Genomic DNA, 19,308 nt, shown 5'->3' on the forward strand with positions numbered 1-19,308 from the left:
TTGTAATAAGTAAGCCCATACTATCAACTTATTAACACCCTCGGGGGCACGAAGGCGCGGTCGGTTCGTTTTAGCGTCCGAACGGTTTGCGAGCCCGCCCAACGTGCAATAAAACGCTTTCCCGCGGTGCAATAAAAAAGGTGGCCGGACAACCCGACCACCCTTGCACATCCTTATGTTGCCGCAGTTTACTTGCGGACGACCTTAACGATGGCGTCACCGGCGGCGACAGCGGAGTCGGCCTCGACGGCGAGCTCGACATCGGCAAACTCGGCGGTGTTGGACACGGCCACGACGACGCAGTCCTTGTAACCGGCAGCAGCGATCTTGGCGCGGTCGATCTTGAGCATGGGCTGGCCGGCCTTAACGACGTCGTCGGCCTTGACGAAGCCCTCGAAGCCATCGCCGTTCATGTTAACGGTATCGACACCAACGTGCACCAGAACCTCGATGCCGCTATCGGACTGCAGGCCCACGGCGTGACCCATGGTGACGGTCACCTTGCCGTCGCAGGGAGCGTAGACCAGATCGTCCTCGGGCCACACGGCACAGCCCTTGCCCAGGACCTCGCCACCAAAGACGGGATCGGGCACGTCGGCCATCTTGATGACCTTGCCCTTGACGGGCGAGCACAGCACGTCGGCGCCGGCAGAAGCAGAGATGGAGGCCGGAGCAGCGGCAGCCGCGGGCTCAGCCTTCTTCTTGAACATGTCAAACAGACCCATACGATTTCTCCTCTTGATTAAGCGCAACGTTTTGCGCATGCCTATGGTGATTATAGTGCCAAATGGCCAAAATACTAAGGTGAGGGTTCGAATCGCAAGCCCTTCCAAGCCCTTCCCAAAACCTTTTCCCCAGTGGCGCTCATATTGTCGATTAATCCAGACCCTCGGCACCGTTGGACTTGATGATCTTCTGGTAGGCGTAGAAGCTGTCCTTGCGGCGGCGCTCGTAGGTACCGGTGCCGTCGTCGTACTTATCGACGTGAATGAAGCCGTAGCGTTTGCGCATCTCGCCGGTGCCGGCAGAAACCAGGTCGATGGGGCCCCACCAGGTATAGGCGATCAGGTCGACGCCGTCGGCAATGGCCTCGCCCATGGCCTTGATGTGGCTGCGCAAGTAGGCGATACGATACGGATCGTGGATGGAGCCGTCCTCCTCGACCTCATCGTAGGCGCCCATGCCGTTCTCGACCACCATCAGCGGAATCTCGTAGCGGGCGTAAATCTCGTTGAGGGCGATGCGCAGGCCCAGCGGATCGATCTGCCAGCCCCAGTCGGTGGACTCCAGATAGGGGTTCTTGCCGCCAAAGGTCATGTTGCCCTCGGTCATCTCGTGGTCCTTGTGGGTGCCCACGGTTCCGGACATGTAGTAGCTAAAGGTGTAGAAATCGACCTTGCCGTCGGCGATATCCTGCAGATCGCCGTCCTCCATCACGAGCTCGACGTCGTTCTCGGCCCAGAAACGCTTGGCATAGAACGGATACTTGCCGCGCACCTGCACGTCGGAGCAGTACCAGTTCATGGTATTCATCTCCTGCTGCGTGGCGAACACGTCGGCCGGATCGCACGTGGCGGCATAGGAGAGGACGAAGCAGTCCATGTTGCCCATCTTAAACTGCGGATAGTGCTCGTGGGCATAGCGCACGACGCGGCCGCTGGCGACAAACTGGTGATGCAGGGCCTGCATACGGGCCTGCGGCGTGGTGTGGACCGCCGAAGCCGGGCCCTCAAAGCCCTGGATCATGCTGGTCCCAAAGAGGTTACCAATGTCCTGGGTGCCGCAGTTGATCTCGTTGAAGGTGAGCCAGAACTTGACCTTGTCCTGATAGCGGTCGAAGACGGTCTGGCAGTACTTCTCAAAGAAGCCGATGAGCTCGCGGCTCGCCCAGCCATTGTATTTCTCGACCAGGTGATAGGGCATCTCGTAGTGCGACAGGGTCACGAGCGGCTCAATATTGTGAGCGCGCAGGCAGTCGAAGACGCGATCGTAGAAGGCGAGGCCGGCCTCGTTGGGCTCGGCGTCGTCGCCGTTGGGGAAGATGCGGCTCCAAGAGATGGACATGCGGAACATGTTGAAGCCCATCTCGGCGAACAGCGCGATGTCCTCCTCGTAGTGATGGTAGAAGTCGATACCGTCATGATTGGGGTAGAAGCGGTCGGGGTCGATGTCGATCGTAATCTGACGCGGCTCCTTGTAGCTGCCGCCCAAAAAATGGTCATCGACGGAAGGACCGCGGCCGTCCACGTTCCAAGCGCCCTCAAACTGATTGGCGGCGGTAGCGCCACCCCAATAGAAACCCTCGGGGAATCCCATAAGTGCCTCCTCGCTCATGCGTGTTGCTGATGAAACGAGTATGCCGCCGAGTCGCTCCAGGCCAGGGCGAAGGCGCCGATTTGGACACTTCTTTTCGCAGACGCGCGCTGCAACAGCGCTGCAGCTGAAACTTTTTGACACCGAAGGAGCGAAGACGATCCGCCCCGCGCTTACCGGCGGTATGCCGCGGGGGTGCAGCCATACTTGTCGTGAAACTTACGGTAGAAGAAGCTCATGTTTTCATAGCCCACCGCATGCGCAGCCGCCCCGGCCGTGGCGCCACCGCGCAGAAGCTCGGCCGCACGCACCAGGCGTCGCTCCTGCACAAGCTGCCTAAAGGTCTTGCCCACATGCCGCTTGAGGAGCGCCGTCGCATAATTAGGGCTCAAGCCAAACTCCGCCGCCATCCCCTCGAGGGAGCATGCAGCGAATTCGCGATCGATATAACCGAGCATTCCCGTCACCAGGGCAGTGGGCCCCGCCGCGCCGTCCGCCGCGCCGCGCACCAGCTTGCGCTCGTAGCAATCCATGAGCTCGGCCAAAAACAGCTGAAACAGACGCAGGACGATCTCGGGACCATTAGGGCTCGGGTCATACAGCTCACAGAGCATCTCCTGCATGTAGCGCCGAATCCGACGGCTCTCGCCGCAATGAAAACGGACATGGCCCCGATGGTCCGTCTCGCTGTTGAGCGCGTTGAACAAAAACCGCGAGACCGCGCTCTCGCGCGAGAGGCTCGACTCGAGGCTCCGGCGCAAAAAAGAGCGTGAAACGGTCATGCTCAGCATGATGTCGTCCTCACCAAGCGCCGCCACGGCATGCGGGCAGAGGGCGTCGAGCAAAAGCACCTCGTTGCGGCCCAGTTCGAGCCTCTCCCCCGCCACCGTCTGCGGGCAGCGTCCGCGATACACATAGCTCAGCTCCACGTAATCATGCACGTGCTCGGGAACTGCATTAAAGCGCGAGTTTTTCCTTATCGTCAGGCCACGCGGCATGCCGGGCTGGGCGTAGGCAAACCCTGGCTGCCCAATCTTGCGCACTGGGCATCCGTCGGTTTCGACATGCTCGGTCATAATCGACCAATCAAATGCCATGCCGTCTTTATAAGCGATCTCACTGGCGCTCAGTTCGCTGAGCCTACGCTCGAGCTCGTCGATCTCCATGGCTTGCCAATCGTTGATTTGGTCATAGTTCGTCGTGATTCAGATATTAGCAGAACGCGCCGACGCGTCCATAATCTGTGCTATGCAGCAGATCGATCGAGCCAAGGAGGATCCATGACCGCGTACTATCAGCAGGTGCTCGAGGGCACATACGACAACCACGTGCTTCCGTTTTTGTGGATGAAGGGCGAGAGCCATAAAACCATTGCCGAGTATCTGAAAAAGATCGCCGGCGCCGACATCCACGAGGTCTGTCTCGAAAGCCGCCCACACCCCGATTTTTGCGGCGAGGGCTGGTGGCGCGATCTGCGCTTTGTCATTGACGAGTGCAAGCAGCTGGGCCTTAAGCTCTGGATCTTGGACGACGCGCACTTCCCCACGGGCTTTGCCAACGGCGCCGTCAAGGAGGCCGTGCCCGAGCTCCGCAAGATCGTTCTCACGCACCGCACACTCAACATCGTGGGTCCCACGTCCGCCGCAAGCATCGCGCTCGCCAACATGTTCGACAAAACCGAGCACTTCTACGGCGTGACATTTATGCAGGACGGCAGCCCCGTCGACGTCGCTTACCGAGTAATCGACGATGCAGACGGCAACCCCAGCCGCCTGGTCTTCGATGCACCTGCGGGCCTCACGCAGGCATGCGTGATGTTCACGAGCGGCAAGACCTCCTACAACGAGGACTACATCAATATGGTCGACCGCGCCTCGGTGGCGCAGCTCATCGATGCTGTCTACGAGCCGCATTTTGAGCATCTGGGCGATGAGTTTGGCAAGACGATCCTGGGCTTTTTCTCCGATGAGCCCGGATTTGCCAACGAGAAGGGCACCACGGGCCCCGACGGCATCTCGGATACGCTCATCGGCAAGGCCACCGCGCCCCTGCCCTGGTCGGCCGAGCTTGAGCGTCGCCTGCGCACGGCGCTGGGCGAGCGCTACCTGGACGAGCTCCCGCACCTGTGGGACCGCGAGCCGGCCGGCGCGCATGTACGCCACGTCTATATGGACATCGCGAGTACCCTCTATAAGGAGTGCTTCTGCGACCAGCTCGGCGACTGGTGCCGCGCGCACGGCGTGCAATACATCGGTCACGTAATCGAAGACAAGGACTGCCACGCGCGCCTGGGCGTGGGCGCCGGGCACTACTTCCGCGCCGTGGGCGGTCAGGACATGGCGGGCGTCGACATCGTGATCAACCAGCTTGTGCCCGGCATGGACCGCGGCCTTCACAGCTACGGACGCGGCGTATGGGACCTCGAGTTCTATAACTACGTGCTGCCCAAGCTGGGCTCCTCGGCAGCACACCTCGACCCCAAAAAGCAGGGGCGCTGCATGGCCGAGGTCTTTGGCGCATTTGGATGGCACGAAGGCCTGCGCGAGATGAAGTGGATCGCCGATCATTTTTTGGTGCGCGGCGTCAATTGGTTTGTGCCGCATGCCTTTAGCATGGCCGCCTTCCCCGACTGGGACTGCCCGCCGCATTTCTATGCGCATGGCCAAAACACCCAGTTTGCACACTTTGGGCAGCTCATGAGCTACATGAACCGTACGGCGAGTCTGCTGAGCGGCGGGCGTGCAACGACCCCGGTGGCGCTTCTCTACCATGCGGACGCCGAGTGGGCAGGCGAGGCGAACTTTATGCAGCATGCCGCCTCCGAGCTTATGCGCGCGCAGGTCGACTTTGACATCGTGCCGGCAGAGGCATTTGAGGACGCAGGGCGCTATGCCGTTGAAATTGCCGCAGACGGTAGCGGCTTTAGCGTGAACGGTCAGGCATACCGCTGCCTGGTGATGCCCGGAGCCGAGTTTGTCGGCGGAGCCGTGCTCGACTTTGCCGCGCGCGCCGCAGCCGCAGGTGTTGCCGTGTACGCGCTGGATGAGTTGCCGAACAAGCGCTACGACGGCGACACTGCAGGCCGCGAGGGCTTTGCCTCCCTGGATGCAACCGCGCTCGCCGGCATCAAACTCCTGGCGACCACCGAGCTCGCAGGCACACTTGCCAATACCGGCATGCAGACCGTGGTTTGCGCCGAGCCCCAGCCCTGGCTGCGCGCACTGCGCTACGAGCGGGCGGGCGAGAGCTATCTGATGCTCGTCAACGAGCATCCCAAGCAGGGTATCTCCACTCAGGTTGCGCTTGCCGACGGCACACCCGTTGCAGGCGCGCGCCTCGACCTGCTCAACGGCACCGAGCCCGCCGCCTTTGACGGCACGCTCGAGTTGGCTCCCTACGAGAGCTGCATCGTGGTCCTTGGGGCTACAGGTTCCGCCGGCGCGGCAACCGTTGGAGACGAAGCCGCATGCATCGACGGGCCCTGGGCGGTTGCCTTCTCTGCCCCTGGCACCGATGCCTTTGGCGAGCCTGTTGAGCTTGCAGACCTGCACGACCTTTCCTCGGCCGAGTTCCCCGGCAAGGCCGGCACATTCCGCTACCGGGCTTCCTTTGTCCTGGGCGAAGCGGCCACCCGCACCGTCATCGACCTTGGCGAGGTCTTTGAGACCGCAACCGTCACCCTCGACGGCAAATCCCTCGGCACGCGCATCTGTCCGCCTTACCGCTTTGAGGCCGGCGCGCTTTTGGCCGGTGAGCACGCGCTTACGATCGACATCGTCAACACCCTCGATCACGCCGTCCCCGACGTGTTCGGCATGACCGAGCCCTCCGAGCCCAGCGGTCTCTTGGGGCCCGTACGCGTGCTCGGGTAACGCCCCGGGCGCAAACGGCCCAACAAGGACAGCGCCCTATGTTGAGCCCACAACAGCGAGCGGGCCCCTGGTGCGGCAAATTGGGCCGAAAGAGGAGGGATGTGTGCTTCCGCACGCGCCCGACGATTGAAGCCCAAGGTGCCGTGCCAAGGGCCCGCGCAGCGTCGAGCGGTCCGTCGTTCATAGACCGGCGGACCAAAACTCCCAGCCAAGCCGAACGTTTTATTTATCGCTATGATTGGTTTATCGCGACGCAAACGCATAGGAGCCATATGGATATCAGGCGGAAGATCACGCAGGGCAAAAGCCTCACCCCCACCGAGCAACAACTTGGGCGAACGGCCCTCGCCATGGGCGAGGATGTGCGCGGGCTTTCCATTAAGGAATTTGCCGCGCGCGCCAACGTTTCGGTCGCGAGCGTTCACCGCTTTTGCAAAAAGCTCGGCCTCGAGGGCTTCAAAGACCTCAAGGTCGAGCTCATCCGCCAGGCGACCGAGGCGGGCAACCGGCGCGACGTGGACATCAACTTTCCCTTCGATGCCACCTCCACCCCTGCGCAGGTGATGGAGCGCATGGAGGGGCTCTACCAGACCACCTTGGCCGAAACGCAGGAGCTGCTCGACCCTGCACAGCTCGACCACGCCGCCAAGCTCATCATGCGCGCCGGCACCGTGGACATCTACACGGGCTCGCATAACCTGTATCCAGCGGGAATGTTCCGCGATCGCCTGCTTTCCGCCGGCAAAAGCGCGACGTGCCACGACAGCGTCGAGGCGCAGGTGCGCACGGCACTCGCCTCGGGTCCCGACCATGTGGCAATCATCATCTCCTACAGCGGCCTTGCCCCCAACCTCAAGGAGATCTTGCCGATCCTTAGCAGTCGACATGTCCCGGTCATCGTCATCGGCACGCCGTACTGTGCCCGCATTCACCCCGGCTTTGCCGCCTATCTCACGGTAAGCGACCACGAGAGCATGACGCACCGCATCACGCAATTCGCCAGCCACATCGCCGTGCAATACGTGCTCGATTCGCTCTACAGCAGCTACTTTGCCAAAGATTACGCCCGCTGCTCCGAGTTCTTAGAGCGGTCGTTTCCCTACACCCGCCTGCCCGGGCTCAAGTAGCGACGAGCGTGGATTTTCAGACACTAACCTAACGAGCGTGGATAATCTCCCACTTTGAGCCCGCACACAGGCCAAAACCGGGAGATTATCCACGCTCATTTTGGGTCCCCTGGGAACGCATGAGGAGGGCGGATAGACAGCCGTTATTTGCGAGGCGTCAGCGACGTAAAGAGTCCGTGTTGGTTGCAGTAAAGATATATCCTGCCGCGCCCGGTAATATGGAAGCGCGGCTGCACCGATTGCTCTGGATAGAGCTTCTTAAAGCAGATGCCGTCCATAGTCGCATATGCCACAAAGCTAATGTAGTGATCCTTGGTCATGGGATGATCGAGCGTGACGTACCAATCGTCCTCGATGCGCTCGATGGAAAAGGCGTGGTCCGCGTCCGGCTCTTCGGCCTCCTGGGGAAACATCGTGGAGCCACAGCAGCTAAAGCTGCCTTCTCCGAGCGCGTGCACAACGTTTCCGCAGATAGGGCAAACGTAAAAGACGCCTTTGAGCATATTGCCTGCACGGTTGGCGTTGGCCCGAATGTCACCAGCCAAAAGCTCGGCCACGCTTATGCCGAGTCTCTGGGCCAAAGGCTCAACGAGGGAAATGTCGGGAAGGCCGCGGCCGGATTCCCACTTGCTGACGGCTTTATCGGTCACGCCAAGGCTTTCCGCCAGGGCGCGCTGGGTGAGGCCGCGCTCTTCGCGCAGCTGCTTGATGGCATGCGCTGCCAAAAAAGTATGGGAGGCATTGGTTTGCCGTGTCTGGTTCATGGGCTGTCCAATCAAATTGAAGAAATGGAGTGAACCGGTTCGACAGTCAGTATCCATTTGAAGGCCAGGCTCGACAACCTACGCTGCGTAGACATGCGCCAATCGAACGAGCGCGGATTTTTGGACACTCATCCTAAGTAGTCATTTAAGAACGTCCCCAATGACTACATCAGGAGTGTCCCCAGATGCCGCATCGCCAGCAACGGGAGTGCCGATGTTTTAGCGCAGACAGCGAAAACCCGCCAGAGCGAGCAAGGTGCCTTGAAACGAGGCGGCATTGACCTTCTGGTCATGCCGCCGAAGTTGAAAGGCAGATTGCCGCTCTGGCGGGTTTGCAGCGTCGAGCTGTTACGCGGTTTGGTAAAACCGCGTAACTAACGGACTCCGTACTGCTCGTAGTAGGCGTCGATAGCGGCCTTGAGCTCGTCATCGATGACGACCTTGCCGTCGATCTCGTGGTTGTAGAGGGTCTCGACGACCTCGGCCATGGAGACGATGCTCGCGACGGGGAAACCGTACTTGGCCTCGATCTCCTTCTGCGCGGTGGTCACGCCACCCTTGCCGACCTCCATGCGGTTGAGGGACACGATGAGGCCCTTGATCTCGACATCGGCAGCAGCCTTGACCTTGGGATAGGTCTCGTCGATGGACTTACCGCTGGTGGTGACGTCCTCGACCATGACCACGCGGTCGCCGTCCTGGGGCTCGTAGCCCAGCAGGTTGCCCTTGTCGGCGCCGTGGTCCTTGGCCTCCTTGCGATCGCAGCAGTACTTGACCTCCTTGCCGTACAGCTCGTGGTAGGCAATGGCGGTCACGACGGCCAGCGGAATACCCTTGTAGGCCGGTCCAAACAGCACGTCAAAGTCGTCGCCAAAGTTATCGTGGATGGCCTGGGCGTAATACTCGCCCAGCTTCTTGAGCTGATAGCCCGTCACATAGGCGCCGGCGTTCATAAAGAACGGGGACTGACGGCCGCTCTTGAGCGTAAAGCTGCCGAATTTAAGAACGTCGGACTCAACCATGAACTTGATGAACTCTTGCTTGTAAGCCTCCATGCGGGCTCCTCTCGTAATCGCGTACGTGCCTTCCAGTTTAGCGCAGGCAGGGCGCGTTGCGGGCGCGCTTTGGGGCCTCGGCATTCTGTAAAGGCTTTGTCAGGGGCAATGGTTTTCCAAACAAAGGGGTTGACACGACAAACCCCCTCATCAAGAATACGAGCGGATTGTAACGGGTACGTGATACCTGAAGCGCATCGCGCCCGGCCTTAAGGAGGTGTGCCATGGAAGGCAGCCATAGTCGAAAAACCTGCATGTCGCCCTCGGCACGCCGCGAGGATTCCGCACACGCATAAGCGCCACTAACCGATCGTCAAAACCGCCACAAAGGTGCCTGTCCCCTTTGTGGTGGTTCGTGAGTATGACGTGGGCGACATCTAGGTTTTTTTGAAGCAAATACGACACGTACGCTAACTCCCTTTAACAAGGAGGACCCTATGCTGATGCTCAAAACCGCTACGGTACTCGAAGCTATCTCCAAGCGCCGCCGCACGGCGCGCCCCGCCGCTCACGCCGGCCTGTCTAAGAACACCATATTCGCCGCCACCCATAGCGCCGAGGATGCCCTCGTGCTGCTTGACGCCACGGCCGACGGCCTCACCGCCGAGCACGCCGCCGAGCGCCTGAACGCCGTCGGCCCCAACACCATCGAGGCGCCGACCAAGACGCTTGCCCGCCACATCGCCGACGCGTTCATCGACCCCTTCGCCGGCATCCTCGCCGCGCTCGCGCTGGTCTCGCTCTACATCGACGTGCTCGCCGTGCCCGAGCCCCAGCGCGACCCCTCCACGGTCATCGTCATCGGCATCATGCTGCTGGTATCGGGTGGCATGAAGTTTATCCAGGAAGCCCGCAGCGGCAATGCGGCCGAGGCCCTCAAAGACCTGGTCTCCAACACCTGCTGTGCCCTGCGCGACGGCGGACGCATCGAGATTCCCTTCGACGAGCTCGTCCCCGGCGATGTGATCCGCCTCTCTGCCGGCGATATGGTGCCGGCCGATGCCCGCATCATCACGGCGCGCGACCTGTTTGTGATCGAGTCCGCGCTCACGGGCGAGAGCGAGGCCGTCGAGAAGACCACTGCCGCAGTTGTCATCGAGGGCGCCGACAGCTCTGCGCTGCCGCTCTCTGCCTGCAAGAGCATCGTCTTTACCGGCACCTCCGTGCAAAACGGCACCGCCATGGCGCTTGTCGTTGCCACCGGCTCGGACACCTACCTGGGCGGCATCGCCAAGATGCTCAACGGGCGCGGCGAGAAGAGCGCGTTTGACCGCGGCGTCTCGAGCGTCTCCATGCTACTCGTGCGCCTCATGCTCGTAATGGCGCCGGCCGTCTTTGCCATCAACGCCGCCACCAAGGGCAACGTCATCGATGCACTGCTGTTCGCCACGAGCGTGGCCGTGGGTATCACGCCGCAGATGCTCCCCGTCATCGTGACCACGAGCCTGTCGCAGGGCGCCAAGAACCTCGCCCGTCGCCAGGTTATCGTCAAGGAGCTGCCGGCGATCCAAAACCTCGGTGCGATGGACGTCCTGTGCTGCGACAAGACCGGTACCCTCACCGAAGACCGCATCGTGCTCGAGCGCTACCTCAACATCGACGGCAACGAGGACGTGCGCGTGCTGCGCCATGCGTTTTTGAACAGTTTCTTCCAGACCGGCCTCAAAAACCTTATCGACCTGGCCGTCATCGACCGCGCCGACGTGACGCCCTCGACCGTCGTGCCCGAGTCCATGCTGGGCCAGAGCCTGCGAGACCGCTACACCAAGGTCGACGAGGTGCCCTTCGATTTCTCGCGCCGTCGCCTGAGCGTGGTTGTCGCCGACGCCCAAGGCAAAACCCAGATGGTCACCAAGGGAGCTGCCGAGGAAATGCTCGAGATCTGCTCCTTTGTCGAGGTCGATGGCATCGCCCAGCCACTCACCAAAGACAAGCTCGCCCAGATTCGCAAGCAGGTCGCCCGGCTCAACGCCGAGGGCCTGCGCGTGATTGCCGTGGCGCAGAAAACCAATCCGCGCTGCGTCGGCGAGTTTGGCATTGCCGACGAATGTGACATGGTGCTGATGGGCTTTTTGGCTTTCCTCGATCCGCCCAAGGCGAGTGCCGCGGGCGCCGTCGCCACCCTCGAGGCCAAGGGCGTGGCGGTCAAGGTCCTGACCGGCGACAACGACCGTGTCGCCGCCACCGTCTGCGAACAGATCGGCATCGACGCGAGCAACGTCTTGCTCGGCTCCGAGATCGATGCACTCGATGACGCCGAGCTTGCCGAGCGCGCCGAGAACACCCATCTCTTCGCCAAGCTCTCGCCGCTGCAGAAGGCGCGTCTGGTGCGCGTCATGCGCGAGCTGCTCGGCCACACCGTGGGCTTTATGGGCGACGGCATTAACGACGCCGCCGCCATGCGTGCGAGCGACTGCGGCATCTCGGTCGACTCCGCCGTCGACATCGCCAAGGAATCCGCCGATATCATCTTGCTCCAAAAGGACCTGGGCGTGCTCGAGCGCGGCATCATCGAAGGCCGTCGCACCTACGGCAACCTGCTCAAGTACCTCAAGACCACGGTGAGCTCCAACTTTGGCAACGTGCTGTCCGTGACCGTCGCGAGCCTGTTCTTGCCGTTTTTGCCCATGAGCGCCCTGCAGCTGGTGCTGCTGTCGCTGGTCTACGAGATCGTGTGCATCGCGCTGCCGTGGGACACCGTCGACGACGTCTGGATCGCCCGCCCGCGCGCCTGGGACGCCGCGTCCATCAAGGGCTTTATGCTCGAGCTGGGCCCCGTGAGCTCGCTGTTTGACATTGTGACCTTCGCCGCGCTCTTCTTTGTGGTGTGCCCAGCCGCCGTGGGCGCGAGCTGGGCCGAGCTTGCCGCCGCGGGCGACGTCGCGGGTATGGCGACCTTTGCTGCGCTCTTCCAGAGTGGCTGGTTTGTCGAGTCCATGTGGTCGCAGACACTCGTGATCCACATGTTGCGCTCCCCGCGCCTGCCGAGCCCGCGCGACCACGCCGCGCCCGCGCTGTGCGTTCTCACCGTGCTGGGCCTGGCGCTCGTCACTTGGTTGCCGGCAAGCCCCATCGCCGATGCACTCGGCCTCATGCCGCTGCCGCCGAGCTTTTTCGCGCTGCTCATCGGCATCGTCGCCGCCTACATCGCGCTCACCCAGCTGGCCAAGCGCCGCTACATCGCCCGCCACGGCGAGCTGCTGTAGTATCGTCGTCGCTATCGTCAAGAATGCGTGGGCCGCCGCGACCCGCCCCCGCTGGCCGCGGCGGCCCAAAACAGCTAAAAAAGCCCCGTCCCAAATGAGCTAGTTCTTGGGTGTCCAGGACCAGAAAAAGTTGATGAGGGCCACACGTGAGGAGGCGCCGGTCTTTTTGTTGATCGAGGCGATATGACGGTAGAGCGTGGAGCGCGAAAGGAAGAGCGTTGCGGCGATGTCTTGAACACTCTCGTGCGATGCGACCAAGGCCTCCAGAATATCGCGCTCGCGCTGCGTAAGCTCAAAGGCAGCGGCGAAGGCATCGAGGCGCTCATCGAGCGTGAGCTCCGATGCCTCCGCGGGAGCGGGCTCGCTTTGGGTAGACACGGAGCCATCATCAAGGTCGTCGGCAGCAAACGCCAGCTCGTTCAGCGCCGCAACGTCATCGGTCCTATGCCCAAACTGTCCCAGCAGTGAAATCGCAATACCCACAAACAGCACGAGCCCAGCACCCACCGCCAGCAGCACGTTCTGGCTCGAAACAATCGCCACCGCCGGCGCCGTCACGAACATCGCGCAAACGTTGTTGATGACACGGCCCATGCACGGCCACAGATACGACCAGTGCGCATAAACCGAAATGGCAGCAAATTTCGTCGTGAAAAACACCACGAAGAAGCCCGAACCCAGATAGAAAATCGCAATGGCCGCAAGCGCATTGCCGCCATTGCCGTCGACGAGCAAGACAAAGAACGAAAGCGCGGACAACATGGCAGTGCAAGTCATGGTGATGTTCATATACGAACGATCGTGCAGGTCAAATAGGGCGCCGGCGAGCAGAGCGCTCACGCCCATCAGCAAGCGCGACCAATCGCCCAAGTCAACGGACCCTGCGGCTTGCGAGGTCGTGAGCCCTGCATTGAGGGCGGCAAACACACCGGTAAGGCAGGCGATTGCGACCGTCAGACGCACCACGGCGCGCCGAAAAGCCGCCGTTGATTCAGAATCGTCTTGCCACTTGGCGCCAAACTCCGACGCATCCACCGAAAGCTCGGCGATATCGGACTCGAGCCCAGGCTCAGATTCACCGCGCAGCTTGGCACGACGAGCGTCGTGGAGCAGCGCTACCTGCACAACCGCACAGGCAACAAGAACAAACTGTTGCGGAATCCCCGCGGGCATCACCATATGGTTGAGTACCTGCACCAGAACACCCAGGCCATACGAAAGTGCCGCCGCGCGCGCCAAATACGGCGTCCGCGCAAAGCGCCGCGCAAAGTTGGCGTGGGCGGTCGATCCGCAGTAGCCCAGCGTGCAGCATGCCATCAAACCGCCGGCAATTAGCACCCCAAACTGTACCGCCATAATCATCAGCAGCAATGCCGCTACCAGCAGCACGCCCGTGATGTCGCTCGTCGTATCGATCGCACGGGGGCGGCGATAGTACAGAATAGGACGCACAAAAAAGCCGATCACGCTCGCACCGATGATGAGGCTCTCGTAGACAACGACCTCACTCGGCGGCACAAACTCGGCCACACGCACGTCGAAGAGGTACTCGCCAGCCAAAAACGTAAAATAGAACAGCGCCAGGCATATAATCTCCCGAATGCCCCGACGCAAATACGCCGTTGCGTCTCCCATACCTCTCATGAATACCCCCCCCCCGCAGTCGTTTAATTGCCTGCAAATCTATTCTATTAGAGAACCAGTCCCAATATCGAACCCATCCTCGAAATGCCGCCAATTTGACCCCAACAGCCCACGGCATACACCGGTTTTGAGCCGCATGACCCAGAAGGGGCACGTACGGCCCGCAGCTCGACAAGGAGCGTCCCCAACTGTCACTCATTTAAGTACGTCCCCAATGAGTGCAAGTGCCAATCAAATGACGAGAGTGGATAATCTCCCACTTTGAGCCTGTATGAAGGCCAAAAACGGAAGATTATCCACTCTCATTCTGCGGATAGTCATTGGGCACTCATTTAAGTCTGTCCCCAATGAGTAGTAAATGCTGGAGAAGAGCCGTTAGCGCTCGGGTGTCAGGATCACCAGAGCGTCGTGCTCAAAGGGATGCTGCGCCACGCGCACGGTGCCGTCACCGTTGTCACGGACGGGCAGTTTTGCGATGCGCTTGTCCTCCATGTCGAGGACCGTCGCCGTCCAGCCACGCGCGCCGTCGAGCTTAAACTTGAGCGCCGTGGTGCGCGGCAGGTACGTGACGACGCGATCGCCAACGCGCGCCACACGGATGGCCTCGCGCGCGTCATCGAGCAGCTCCTGCGCCGGAACCACGGCAAGCGCATCGTCACCGGCAGTAGCGCCTAGGCTGGCAAGCACATGCTCGATCGCGCCAAAGTCCCACACACCCGCAAACTGCAGGCACTCTTGCCAGCGGAAGGGCATGTCAAAGCCCTCGCCCAGGACCGAACCCTGGCTGCGCGATGTCTGCCAGTTCCAAACGCCGTGCGCGCCATAGGTCACGCCGGCACTGGCGCCGGCAAGAATCGACGACCATACGCTCGCGCGGCAATCCTGCGCGGTAAAACGCCAGTAGACGTTGCGCGACGCACCCATCTGCTCGTAGCAAGGCTCGGAGTTGACCATCGGCTTTTTGGGATAGTTGGCGATAAAGTCCTGCGGCAGACGCCATGCCTCGGGCTGGCCCTCGTAGTTGTGGCCGGGCTGGAACATGTAAAAGTCCAGACGGCCCAGATACTGCGCCGGAATGGTACGATTGCCGCGGTTGATATGCATGGTGCGCAGTGCCTCGGGCGCGCGCTTGACGACCTCGTCGAGCGCGTCCTCGTAATAGACGATCGCCTCGTCGCCGGCAAAGTCGGTATCGCCCGTCACTACGTAGACGGGGTCGAACTCGCCCAGGTTCTCGACGACGCGGGCAACGTGGGCACGGACCTCCTCACGCGGCATAACCTCGGCGCCGCAACGCTCGGCGATCTTGGCACCCCAGGTACCGGGCACGTAGTTGCACCACATAAGCACGAGCGCCGGGCGAATGCCGTGCTCCACGGCCGCGCGGCACATGGCGGCGGCACGATCCCAATACGCCTGGTTGGGGCAGGACCAATCAAAGTGCACGCCATCCTCGCTGGCATAGGGCCAAATGCCCAGGTCGGGACAGCAGCGATCCCACTGCGGCAACGTGTTGATCTGCAGCACGTTCATGCCCTGCTCGGCACGGCGGGTCAGGTAGTAATCCCAGTCGTTCTCGGCGATGCTCGTAAATGCGCTCCAGCACGTATCGGCAAACCAGAAGAACGGTTTGCCCTCGCACAAAAAGCCGTCCTGGCGACCGTTGGCGGTCAGCTTTCCCAAACTCATCTGCATGTCCTTTCGTTTGATAAAGGATTTGCGAACCGCCGGGGGCTTTCGCGATAACCCCGCGCGAAAGCCCCCGGCGCTTGGCAAACCCTCGCGGGCGAATCTCACCCGCCTCCATCAGTCTACCTTGCAAGAAGGGCCCCGCCGGGCTTACGCCTGACGGGGCCCTGTCGTGTAGGTGAGGTCTTATGCGACCGAACGGTTTGGCCTTAGGCCTCCATCTCGGCGAGCTCCTCCTTGGAGAAGCCGGAGACAAAGACGACGGCAGCGGCGATGACAAAGGAGATTGCCATACCAACGATAGCCCAGACGGTGTTCATCTGGCCACCCTGCAGGTAGTTGGTGAAGACCAGGAAGTTGGAGGCACCGCCTGCGAGGTAGTAGGTAACCCCCATGAGGCCGGAGAACACAGCGCCGATGGCACCGCCGATGAACATGCCAAACATGGTGCGACGGAAGCGCATGAGGATGCCGAAGAGCGCGGGCTCGGTGACGCCGCCGGCGATGGCGGAGATGACGTAACCGATGGCGAGAGACTTCTCGTCGGGGTTCTTCATCTTGAGGAAGGCACCGAAGGCGCAGCCCCAGACAGCGGCCATAGCGCAGTTGGTGGAAACGAAGACGAAGGGATCGTAACCGGCAGCGATGATCTGAACCTGGGCGAGCAGGATGACGGGCATGTGCATGCCGCAGACCACGAAGAGCTGCCAGAAGGCGCCGAGGACGGCCATGACGATCAGGATACCGATGCCGCCAAGGTCAGCAAGGCCGAAGAGCGCGTTAGCGATCAGCGTACCGATCTCGTTGCCGATGGGGGCGAGGACGATGAAGGCGATGGGGATCGTGACGATCATGGTGCAGAACGGCGTGAAGACCGTGGAGAGCACGTCGGGCATGACCTTCTTAAAGAACTTCTCAACAAAGTACAGGACGGGCACCGAGAGAATGATCGGCAGGACGGACTGCTGGTAGTTGGCAGCAGCGATCTGGATGCCGTAGACGGAGATGATGCCGCCGCCCTCCTGGGTGGCGACGCTCACCACGGAAGGAGCCATGAGGGCGCCACCGAGCAGCATGCCGAGCACCGGGCTGGCGCCGAGCTTCTTAGCCGCGGCATAACCCAGGTAGATGGGGATAAAGGTGAACGTGGCCTCGTACAGCGTGGTGTAGAGGAACGTATAGGTCGGGTCGTCGGCCGAGAGCACACCGAGCATGGTGGGGCCGAGGACGGCCGCGATGGTACGGAACAGACCGCCGGCCATGAGCAGCGGGATGAGCTGGGTCATGGAGCCCGACAGATAGTCAAGGATGATGTTCGGCAGGTTCTTGAGCTCGAACTTCTGCTTGGAAGCATCGAGGTTCTCGTCGACGGCGGCACCCTGCTTGACGCCGGAGATGGCGACGAACTCGGCGAGCACCTTGGGCACGTTCTGGCCGATGATGACCTGGAGCTGGCTGCCGGCGAACTGGCATCCCAGAACACCCTTGACCTTCTTGATCTTCTCCACGTCGGCCTTGTTGTTGTCCTTGAGCGTCAGGCGCAGGCGCGTCATGCAGTTGGTGGCGACGGAAACATTCTCCGCACCGCCCACGAGCTCGAGGACATCGGTGGCAATCTGCTTGTTATCTACTGCCATGGGACCCCTCCCCATATCTTCGTGTGCCAGCCCCCTTGGGCTTAGGCACGCCTTTGGCCCGGCGACTATAACCCCTTACGGTTGCCGGACCCTTGGATACGCTTTTGTAAACAAGGTGTTTACTGAACGTTTACGGGCTTTAGTTTACACGGAGCGCCGAATTTATGGCAATTTTGCCGTCTACAGTCCGGTGAACGGTAGGAAATCGGGGGTGAACGTATTTGAATGGCGGGAAATGGTCTCTTTGACCCTCTATTGATATATAGCCATTTACGTGGGATTTTATTTTGATGAACACCTCACTGATCTGTTAACTCATCAACAGAATCCCTGCTAGAAGCTAGTAAACATATGTTTAGTAGCTCACGACGTGTTCAATTTTGCCGTTTACCGAGTTCATCTGGTTATTCTTCAATTCTAGATTACACTAAACATGTTTAGTTTGTATTGCCGCAGATGCCAGGCATTCGCGGCGCAAGGGAGGCAGCTCATGGAGCTCAAATTGTGTACCTACGCAACCGTCACCACCTTGGGCGACTTTGGCCCCTGGATCAGCAAGGTCGTACTCGACCTGCCCTGCACCGTGCGCGCCAACGACATCGACGCGAACACCTTCCATATATATGTAGAGCGTCACGAGCGCTCGGGCGAGGTTCTGATGCGCAAGGAGCGCGGCGCCGACCATGCCGCGCCCTCCGTGGGTTACATCGACATTCTCGCCGCATATCCGTGCGACGAGAACGGGCGCAAGCTCGCTGTGGGCACCCACGTGGCGCTCGAGGTCGCCGAGCAGCGCCTGACCAAGACCATCGAAGGCGGCGTCATGGGCTCGCGCATGCTCGATGACCAGCTGCGCATCACGCAGCTCACAGCTCTTCCCGGCAACGACGGCGACGATCCCACCTGCGGCCTGGTCTTCGACACCTGCCGTGGCGATATCTGCCCCGCGCTCAAAGGCTGGAGCAACGCCACGCAAAAGACCGCCGTCAACGGCATCGCGCTCGAATACGGCTTCTTTGAGCCCAGCTTTAAGGCCGAGGACTCGGCATGCTTCAACCCCTTTGTGCCCGAGGCAACGGTCGTGCCCCAAAAGGCACCGCTCGTGGTGTATCTGCACGGCGCCGGCGAGGGAAAGGGCGCCACGCAAGGCGAAGGCGCTACGCGCGCCTATATCGGCAACCGCGTGACGGCCATTAGTCAGGCGCAGATCCAGCGCTACTTTGGCGGCTTTGCCTGGGTGCTCGTGCCGCAGTCGCCCACGTTTTGGATGGACAACGGCGTCGAGCAACTCGGTCGCTCCAACCAGAGCATCTACTCCTCCGTGCTCAAGGCGCTTATCGACGAGTTTGTCGCCGAGCATGTCGACCGCATCGACACCGACCGCATCGTGGTCGCCGGTCTTTCCAACGGCGGCTTTATGACCCTGCGCCTGTGCGCCGACTACCCCGATTTCTTCGCCGCGGGCCTTCCCTGCTGCGCCCCGTGGTACAACGCCACGGACGAGGACGTGGCCGCGCTCGCCAAGACGCCGCTGTGGTTTACGCACTCCAAGGGCGACGAGCTCGTGCACCCGCAACAGACCGTGCTGCCGCTGTTCGCGCGCCTGCGCGGTGCCGGCGCCAACGTGCATCTCACCTACTTTAGCCATGTCGAGGACCTGACCGGCGTGTATCGCGAGGCCGACGGCTCGGCCAAGAAGACGTTCAACCACGGCGTGTGGATCCACCAATTCAACGACCTGTGTTATCAAGACTTCGACGGGGGCAACGTACTCATCGACGGCGAGCCGGTGGGCTGCTGGGAGTGGTCGGCCAGGGTCGACCGCTAAGCCCTCCCATCGCGGGGACCGGGGTTTAGTCTTGCAAACGTCCTCGGGCATGCATGGGCTGGCGCTTTGCGCTTCGCGCTGCGCCTGCCCATGCCCCCTGACGCTCCTATTTGGCAAGGTGTTTTTTAGAATCCATTTTGCGCTCGGTCTCGAAGGCCCGCCTGTCCCAATCG

General features: G+C 61.2%; 12 protein-coding genes. 4 read left to right on the forward strand and 8 right to left on the reverse strand.

What is annotated here, in order from left to right:
- Positions 1–188: 188 nt before the first annotated feature.
- From AAAV21_RS08530 to AAAV21_RS08540, 3 genes are all read right to left on the reverse strand, one after another.
- Complete coding sequence (locus tag AAAV21_RS08530; protein ID WP_055310775.1) at positions 189–725, reverse strand: PTS glucose transporter subunit IIA; 537 nt, start codon at positions 723–725, stop codon at positions 189–191.
- A 151-nt stretch (positions 726–876) separates the two neighbouring features.
- The gene (locus AAAV21_RS08535) at positions 877–2,316 is read right to left on the reverse strand and encodes a glycoside hydrolase family 1 protein (protein ID WP_349108862.1); all 1,440 of its coding nucleotides are present in this window, start codon (positions 2,314–2,316) and stop codon (positions 877–879) included.
- Positions 2,317–2,486: 170 nt separating this feature from the next.
- Complete coding sequence (locus tag AAAV21_RS08540; protein WP_349108865.1) at positions 2,487–3,479, reverse strand: helix-turn-helix domain-containing protein; 993 nt, start codon at positions 3,477–3,479, stop codon at positions 2,487–2,489.
- Positions 3,480–3,593: 114 nt separating this feature from the next.
- On the opposite strand from AAAV21_RS08540, the gene AAAV21_RS08545 reads away from it, so the two are divergent.
- Positions 3,594–6,185 carry a glycosyl hydrolase gene (locus AAAV21_RS08545; RefSeq protein ID WP_349108868.1) on the forward strand — a complete coding sequence of 864 codons (2,592 nt, stop codon included), beginning with the start codon at positions 3,594–3,596 and terminating at the stop codon, positions 6,183–6,185.
- A 272-nt stretch (positions 6,186–6,457) separates the two neighbouring features.
- The gene (locus tag AAAV21_RS08550; RefSeq protein WP_117773707.1) at positions 6,458–7,312 is read left to right on the forward strand and encodes a MurR/RpiR family transcriptional regulator; all 855 of its coding nucleotides are present in this window, start codon (positions 6,458–6,460) and stop codon (positions 7,310–7,312) included.
- Positions 7,313–7,455: 143 nt separating this feature from the next.
- Here AAAV21_RS08550 and AAAV21_RS08555 read toward each other — a convergent pair whose 3' ends face one another.
- Complete coding sequence (locus AAAV21_RS08555) at positions 7,456–8,076, reverse strand: helix-turn-helix domain-containing protein (RefSeq protein ID WP_055250846.1); 621 nt, start codon at positions 8,074–8,076, stop codon at positions 7,456–7,458.
- Between the two features lie 374 nt (positions 8,077–8,450).
- Positions 8,451–9,131, reverse strand: a complete 681-nt coding sequence (pyrE, locus tag AAAV21_RS08560; RefSeq protein ID WP_022093776.1) for an orotate phosphoribosyltransferase — start codon at positions 9,129–9,131, stop codon at positions 8,451–8,453.
- A 437-nt stretch (positions 9,132–9,568) separates the two neighbouring features.
- Between pyrE and mgtA the strand changes: the two genes are divergently transcribed.
- A complete protein-coding gene (gene mgtA, locus AAAV21_RS08565; protein ID WP_349108873.1) occupies positions 9,569–12,337 on the forward strand; it encodes a magnesium-translocating P-type ATPase in 2,769 nt (922 codons plus the stop codon).
- Between the two features lie 99 nt (positions 12,338–12,436).
- Here the strand turns inward: mgtA and AAAV21_RS08570 are convergent, their stop codons facing one another.
- From AAAV21_RS08570 to AAAV21_RS08580, 3 genes are all read right to left on the reverse strand, one after another.
- Positions 12,437–13,981 (reverse strand): helix-turn-helix transcriptional regulator, encoded by a 1,545-nt coding sequence (locus tag AAAV21_RS08570; RefSeq protein WP_349108875.1) that lies wholly within the window; start codon positions 13,979–13,981, stop codon positions 12,437–12,439.
- Positions 13,982–14,356: 375 nt separating this feature from the next.
- The gene (locus tag AAAV21_RS08575; RefSeq protein ID WP_349108878.1) at positions 14,357–15,670 is read right to left on the reverse strand and encodes a DUF4038 domain-containing protein; all 1,314 of its coding nucleotides are present in this window, start codon (positions 15,668–15,670) and stop codon (positions 14,357–14,359) included.
- 209 nt (positions 15,671–15,879) lie between these two features.
- Positions 15,880–17,307 (reverse strand): PTS transporter subunit EIIC, encoded by a 1,428-nt coding sequence (locus AAAV21_RS08580; RefSeq protein ID WP_349108880.1) that lies wholly within the window; start codon positions 17,305–17,307, stop codon positions 15,880–15,882.
- A gap of 490 nt (positions 17,308–17,797) precedes the next feature.
- Between AAAV21_RS08580 and AAAV21_RS08585 the strand changes: the two genes are divergently transcribed.
- Positions 17,798–19,135 (forward strand): prolyl oligopeptidase family serine peptidase, encoded by a 1,338-nt coding sequence (locus tag AAAV21_RS08585; protein ID WP_349108882.1) that lies wholly within the window; start codon positions 17,798–17,800, stop codon positions 19,133–19,135.
- Positions 19,136–19,308: the final 173 nt, after the last annotated feature.

It is taken from the genome of Collinsella sp. CLA-AA-H302 (genome assembly GCF_040093305.1).
Classification (GTDB): domain Bacteria; phylum Actinomycetota; class Coriobacteriia; order Coriobacteriales; family Coriobacteriaceae; genus Collinsella.